Raw genomic sequence first — 2,228 nt, 5'->3', positions numbered from 1 at the left:
AGACGCTCGGCTTCATGTCGCTTGAGGCCGACGAAGGTTTCGATGAAGACAGGCGCGAACCATCCCGTCACGATGCCGTCGGCCAGCAACGCGTCCAGTGCCGCCGGCAGGGTTTCGGGCAGGCGCACCAGACCGAGACTCGCCCGCTCAGCCTCGCTCATCAGTGTCGGGTCGCCGGTGACCAAAGGCGGCGACGGCAGGCCCGCCTTCAGCCCTTCCAGCCCGGCGCGGATGATCGCCGCCAGCGACAGATAGGGATTGCCGGTGGCGTCAGCGGCCCGGTATTCGATGTTGTATTGCCGCGCCGGATCGCGTCCGCCGATCGTCACAGTCGGGCAGATGCGCAGCGACGCCTCGCGGTCGCGGTCGGCAAGCCAGGTATAGGACGAACTCCAGCTGTGCGGCTTCAGCCGGTAGAAGGACGACACGCTCGACGCCGTCATCGCGGTCATTCCAGGCAGATGGCGCAGCACGCCGGCACAGAAGGCGCCGGCTTTGGCGGAAAGACCTCCGGGCTGCGTTGGATCGTATGTCACCGGCTTGCCGGCCTCGTCGACGAAGCTGAAATGGATGTGGACGCCGTTGCCGACGGCAGTTGGCGCGGTTTTGGGCGCGAAGCTCGCACGCCAGCCGGCATTGCGCGCCAATTCGCGCGTGATTTCGCGGATGGCGACGGCGCGGTCCGCCGCCCTCAGCGCGTCCGCCGGCTCGTGTGTCACCTCGAACTGCTCGTCGCCGAATTCGGCGATGATCACTTCGGGTGCAACGCCGGCCTCCTCCAGCGCCGCCATCAGGTTGGGCGCAAAGGGGTCCGTGCGGCGCAATGCGGCGAAAGACATCGAATGCGCCGGCGCGAAGCCGCCGTCGGCGACATTGAATTCATGCTCGAAGGCGGCGATGACCGACAGGCCGGTTGCGGCTTTCAAATCGGCCAACGCCTCTTTCAGCATCGTGCGGGTGCAGCCGAGCCATGGGCTGCCATCGAGCTCGACGATGTCGCCGGCGACCATGTCGAACGGCGTCGCCGATCCGGTACGTGTCGTGCGAAAGCGCGCCTTGAGATCGGGGATCAGCCGCAGGTCGCCCGACGAGCCCCAGGGGTTGGGATCGACGATCGAGTTGAACGGCGTCAGCGACAGATTGGCCTGCAGCCAACCGACGCCGGTCGTGGCGGTCTTCTGCAACTTGCTTTCGGCAACGAAGCGGCCCCGCGTGACGGCGGAGAGATCCGTGGTGACGACGGCAACCAGAGGCTCGACAGTCGATGTCATGCCGGTTTTCCCAAAGCGTTGAAGCGGCCGACGACCGTGTCGGTATCGGCCACCCAGCAGTAGCCGCCGAAGGCCTTGAGCGCGATGTCGTGGCGTTCCTGCGTAATGGTGGCGCAGGCATCCGATACGCAGGTGACAAGATAGCCGCGGTCGGCGCCGTCGCGCACCGTCATGTCGACGCATTGATCGGTCAGCACGCCGACCACGACGAGATAGCGGATGCCGAGGTTCTTGAGGAGATAGTCGACATTGGTCGAGTTGAAGATGCCCGACGACGTCTTCGGCAGCATGATCTCGTCGCCGACCGGCGCCAGCGCCGGCACCGGCAGACCCTCCGGGAGGCTGGGTGCGACATGGATCGGCGTCAGCTTGTGGTCGAGCGAGCGGTCACGGCCGTCTTCGGTCAGGCTCTGGATGATGGTGTGCAGCACCTCGACGCCATTGGCCCGCGCAGCGGCCAGCAGGCGCTCCTGGTTGGGGATCGTCTGTGACGTTGTCTGCCGGTAGAAATAGTGATCGGGCCCACGCTCCGGATGCGACGGATCTGCGCCCGGCTCCAGCCAGATGCGCTGCATGTCGACGAGCAGCAGGGCCGTTTCGCCGGCACGGAAGGCGTCGTCTCGTTTGGGTAGGGCCTGGGTCATGCTTTGTCGTCCTGCTTTGCTGATTTGGGTCCCGGCGTCTTGCGGGGTCCGGGTATCTTGCGCGCGCCGTTCTCTTGCGGGTCGCTGTCGAGTGTCACGGCATTGGCATGTCGCACCCTTTCGAGCCGCTCGATGCGGGCGCGCGCGTCGTCGCCCAGCGTCGAAACGATATGGGCGACCAGCGCCTCCATCTGGGCGATCGCCGGCGCCAGCGTGTCGTAGGGCGAGGCGACTTCGAGCGGGCTGACGATGGTGACTTCGGCGAGATCTGATATCGGCGACAGCCATTGGTCGGTGAACAGCACGATGCGCA

2 protein-coding genes and 1 pseudogene are annotated in these 2,228 nt (G+C 65.9%); all 3 read right to left on the bottom strand.

Annotated elements, in window-relative coordinates; translation table 11 throughout:
• A partial coding sequence (locus EN750_RS30600; RefSeq protein ID WP_127398957.1) for a glutamine synthetase occupies positions 1-1,271 on the bottom strand: 1,271 nt, incomplete at its 3' end.
• Complete coding sequence (locus EN750_RS30595) at positions 1,268-1,915, bottom strand: isochorismatase family cysteine hydrolase (RefSeq protein ID WP_127398956.1); 648 nt, start codon at positions 1,913-1,915, stop codon at positions 1,268-1,270. The genes EN750_RS30595 and EN750_RS30600, both read right to left, overlap by 4 nt.
• A pseudogene (locus EN750_RS30590) lies at positions 1,912-2,228 on the bottom strand (MurR/RpiR family transcriptional regulator); the annotation flags it as partial. The gene EN750_RS30595 and the pseudogene EN750_RS30590, both read right to left, overlap by 4 nt.

The organism is Mesorhizobium sp. M7A.F.Ca.ET.027.03.2.1, assembly GCF_003999175.1.
GTDB lineage: Bacteria > Pseudomonadota > Alphaproteobacteria > Rhizobiales > Rhizobiaceae > Mesorhizobium.
The sequence above is the reverse complement of the archived record's forward strand: the minus strand, read 5'-3'. Positions and strand labels throughout refer to the sequence as shown.

What these genes read in the sequence shown, in the direction of transcription:
- EN750_RS30595 (WP_127398956.1), bottom strand. Translation starts at nt 1,915, where the DNA reads ATGACCCAGGCCCTACCCAAACGAGACGACGCCTTCCGTGCCGGCGAA.